This window comes from uncultured Gimesia sp. (assembly GCF_937919775.1).
Taxonomy (GTDB): Bacteria; Planctomycetota; Planctomycetia; order Planctomycetales; family Planctomycetaceae; genus Gimesia.
Window position 1 is genome coordinate 1 of the sequence record NZ_CALFPF010000181.1, and the last position, 4,275, is coordinate 4,275.

Below are 4,275 nucleotides of genomic sequence, written 5' to 3' on the forward strand. Positions count from 1 at the left end.
GAAACACATTCAGAATACAATACACGTCAAGGTGTATTTCGTGGGCCGGTTACTAAATAGCGTCTCAACAAAATTGACAATCTGGACTGAAATGTATGATAATAGTTGTGTTATGACTGGACAAACACAAAGTACGATGGCGATCACCCTGGCCGATAAAATTCGCCAGAGGATTATCGAAGAACAGCTGCCAGCAGGTCATCTTTTGATGACGGAAGGGCAGCTGGCTGAAGAATATCAGGTTTCCCGTACGATCGTGCGGGAAGCGGTCAGCCGACTTCGCGCATTGGGAATTCTGGATGGCAAGCAGCGAAAAGGGCTGGTCGTTCAAAGGCCCGATTTCATTCAGTTGCTTTCAGACAGCATTCCACTCTTAGCCACTTCTCAAGCTGATGAGCGTGAATTAAAGATGCTCCGATACGTGTTAGAGGTCGGTGCGATTGAACTGGCAGTGAAAAATGCGACCGCAATGCAACTGGACCGGCTGGATGCGATTGTGACCCGGATGGAAAAGTCGATTGAAACGCAGCAATGGGAGCAAGCAATCGAGCTGGATCTGGCATTTCACTCGCTGGTTCTGGAAATGACGAATTCCACATATGTCGCGGGGATGCAACAGGTCTTAGCGCAATATTTTCAGACCATTTCCGAAATAGACCGATCGGAACCCGAACAGAAAAGACGCATCATCTGGGAGCATTCCGAATTGGCAGCCGCCATTCGAAACCGGGATTTGGAGCACGCACGTGTGATGATCCGGATGCAGTTTCATGGATTTGTCTGATCGAACTCTTCGTCAGGGGCTTGAAAGTCATCTTTCGAAGCGTTTTAAAACGAAGAGGGGGGGCGTGAGTCAATCTCAAACCCCCCCAAACCGTTCAGGGACTAGTGTGCAATGAATCAAATGAAAACTATGATAAAAAACCGTAACCAATTGGCCTGCTATCAGTAAATTGTCTTCGCGGCAGAATATCTCACTATAAAAAAAAGAATAATGAGAATATTTTTACAAAAAGGATTTCGCCTGCGGTGAATCACCCGGATTTTCTGCGTTGATACTGAAATACGTGTGCGGAATGTATGAGCTGGATCATCGTGGAGAAACGAACCAGATTCAGTCTGAGAAATGTTTATTCCGCTTCTGGCATGTCATCGGGATCCTGGAAATTGACAATGGATTCCCAGGATCTGCCGATTCGGAGTTCATCGAAGAGGTAAGTACCGCTCTTGCCGGCATAAAGTCGAATGCATTCATAAGTGGATGAATCATGATAAGGATCAGAGGCGCATGTCCAAACCAAAGGTTCCTGGTCGGGAATGGTTTCGTTTTCAGAAAAGGCGCGGAGGAAAATCTGGTCCGGTGAGTTTTTGCTGGCAACGATTTTTCCAACAAAGAAATACGGTTTGTCGTCTTGCAGTGGAGGCGCTTTCTGGACGTGCTGGAAACTATTATGCAGGATCGGATAGTTTTCCGAAGTGATCCCGAAGAGGATTTTTTTCTCGCGGTCTGCAGGATCTACGGTCTGGAAAGAAAAATTTCCATATTGATTGCCCGCTGTTTTGACGCCTGATTTTTTCTCAATGAAAAAACTGATGTAATAGATGGCGTCAATATCAAGGCGTATTGGTTGTTCCAGGGAACGCCAGGCGTTTTTTCCGCTGTCCAGTTCGACGCAACCTGCTTGATGGGGGGATATCGCTTCTGCCTGCAGTGTTTTACCAGGATGGCTGAATCCTTTGGCCGGTCTGGCGTCGTTGATTCCCTGACGCCAGATATTTTTCCAGCCGATTCCAGCCTGACGCCAATCAGAAGTTTCTTCCGGAACTATTATTTTTTCAGGGTGAAAGCTGTCGTAAGCAATTAACTCTTTTCGAACCACTTTCATGTCTTTGGTGGTTTCCGGCACTTCATGTTTAAAGTTTTCCGGTTCCAGTGCAATGTCTTCGTATTTTTTCTGGGCGATGTGCCGTGCTTCGCCTGCTGTCAGAATTTGATCTTCTGTGTCATCTGCTGCGATTCCTTTGAGCGGCTGGATTCGAACCTCGCCTTCAAAAACATGCAACTCTGTACTACCATCCTCTTGCACTTTCGTGCCATACTCGGTGCCAATGTCAAAGAACCTGGCCTGGGGAGTGATGAGCTCGAATTCCGGAGCAGCTTCATAACCGTGCAGAACCACCGATCCCGAGTCGACCGTCGCACAGTTTGCGGAATCGATATTGATTCTGGTCGGGCCTTCCAGCACTAACCGAACTCCGCTGTCGAAGCGAAATTCTGCAACACCCTCTTCCAGATAAAGTTCTTTCGACAGTAACCGTTGTCCCGAGAAGAGGGGGGGGTTATCAGCTCCCCATTTGCAGTCTTTAGCCCGTGTGAGAGTGGCGACGTACGGTAGATCGACAGTCGATGCTGCAACAGGCGCTTTTCCCAGAAAAATATGCCCTGTCATGTACCATTCGATGGATAACATTAAGGCAACCGCGGCAGTCGCGACTGCCAGATATCGGAAGGCAGAGAAAAGATTTCCTGTGCGCTGATTAACGGGGCTCCTGGAGATTGCTTCCACCTGATAGATATCAGAGGTGACAATCTGATCGAGTTGTTTTAACCTTTCGACATTATTTTTCTCAATTCCGGTCTCAATTCCGGTATTGATATCCAGGTAATCAAAATAAGCCTGTCTTGCCTGTGGGTGGGCGAGGAGATATTGTTGTAATTCTTCAAATTCCGGCTCGGACAATTGACTGTCAATGAGCTGGTTCAGCAGACGATTAAAATTCGGAGGAAGGTCTCGGGCTGTCATGATGCTGACCCCTCACTCTTAAGTTTGCGCAAGATGCAATCAGCTAATTCACGCCTCAGAACGCTCAGGCGATTATAAAGTGTCTGGACGGTTTTACCCGCATTCTCAGCAAATTCCTTGATAGACTGTTTTTCAAATGTCGCTTGTAAAAGTAATTCCTGGTCAACAGAGCTCAATCTTTCGAAACAGTCTTGCAGGAGCTCAAGTCGAATGTTGTGGTTGCTTAAATGTTGCATCCGCTCCAATGACATTGTTTCGATTAACTCCTGGTTGTAAAAGTGTCGGTCTCGTTGAACACTTCTGCGAAAATTGCAAACGGTAAAAAAAGCGATTCCGCACGCCCAGGAGAAAAAGTCCCGCTCCTGATCAAATTCGCTAAATTTATTCCAAAGCGTCAGACACACATGCTGATATACGTCTTCCGCATCAGAGCTGTGGGGAACCAGGGCACGGATATACCCAAAAATTCGCAATCGTTCCTGGTTTAGTAATGATGTAAACAAACCTCTGGCATCTTGATCAGGAGAAGAGGCGGATTTTGACATGAAACCAGGTGTCCCCGTTCAGTAAATTCAGCAAAGCCTGCCCGCTATCTAATATAATGCCACAAATCGGCCATTGAAATTAAATAGAGCTCACTTTGGGAAAGAACGGAAATCCTTACCTAATCTTCTGTCAGAAACAATCCATACGGGCCACTTTCTGTAAAGATATTTTTGCAGTCGTCTACTAAGAATTGTGCTTTCAGTAGTGAGATCTAATGTCAAATTTTCGAATTTCTCGATTTCTTAACAAGATTAATCTGTAAACATGGATTATGGTAGGTGATCTATGCTGGACATATTTTCTTTCGGGGGTCTGCTATAAATTGGATGAAACTGACTCTTTTTTGTGTTATTCTATCCGTCTGATCAAAGTGGAATTGTGTGGAATGGTTTATTCAAAATCTCTTCTCTCTCATTGCGAGTGTGATCGATGAAAAAAAAAGGGAACAACGTGTCTGACAGGGTGAAACTGGTTCTTGTTTGCTGCCTGCTGCTGGGGGGAGTGTCTGGTTGCCAGGATCCCAATGAAATTGCAAAAAAGCAGGGAGCGGCTCAAGAAAATCAACAGCAGGCAGGAGATCATGGAAATCAGGAAATGCCTCAGGTTGAGCCCGAAGCTCCCGCGCAAAATGCGGCTGCGGAACAAAAGAATGACACCAAAAAAAGTGCCATTCATAAAACAACCGCTGTTGTGATTGATGCAAAAAAAGCAGCAAACAATCCGGATTTTTCAGTCGTCGACGGCAAGATTAAAGGCGTCGATCCTTTTACGCAGGCGGGCAGTGCCTATTTCTCGATGGCGTCTCGGGTCAGTACGCTGGGAATGCAGCAGGCCATTCAAGCTCATAAAGCGCTGAATGATAAATTTCCCAGCTACGACGAATATATGAAAATGATGAAGGAGAACCGGATTGAGTTTGCTCAAC

4 protein-coding genes are annotated in these 4,275 nt (G+C 46.1%); 2 read left to right on the forward strand and 2 right to left on the reverse strand.

Annotated elements, in window-relative coordinates; translation table 11 throughout:
• Window positions 1–112: 112 nt before the first annotated feature.
• Complete coding sequence (locus Q0294_RS04905; protein WP_299461508.1) at window positions 113–784, forward strand: FCD domain-containing protein; 672 nt, start codon at window positions 113–115, stop codon at window positions 782–784.
• A 346-nt stretch (window positions 785–1,130) separates the two neighbouring features.
• Here Q0294_RS04905 and Q0294_RS04910 read toward each other — a convergent pair whose 3' ends face one another.
• The gene (locus Q0294_RS04910) at window positions 1,131–2,804 is read right to left on the reverse strand and encodes a FecR domain-containing protein (protein ID WP_299461510.1); all 1,674 of its coding nucleotides are present in this window, start codon (window positions 2,802–2,804) and stop codon (window positions 1,131–1,133) included.
• Complete coding sequence (locus Q0294_RS04915) at window positions 2,801–3,349, reverse strand: sigma-70 family RNA polymerase sigma factor (RefSeq protein WP_299461512.1); 549 nt, start codon at window positions 3,347–3,349, stop codon at window positions 2,801–2,803. The genes Q0294_RS04910 and Q0294_RS04915 overlap by 4 nt, the downstream gene beginning before the upstream one ends.
• A gap of 451 nt (window positions 3,350–3,800) precedes the next feature.
• Here Q0294_RS04915 and Q0294_RS04920 point away from each other — a divergent pair.
• Window positions 3,801–4,275 (forward strand): hypothetical protein (locus tag Q0294_RS04920; protein ID WP_299461515.1); only part of this gene is annotated, 475 nt, incomplete at its 3' end.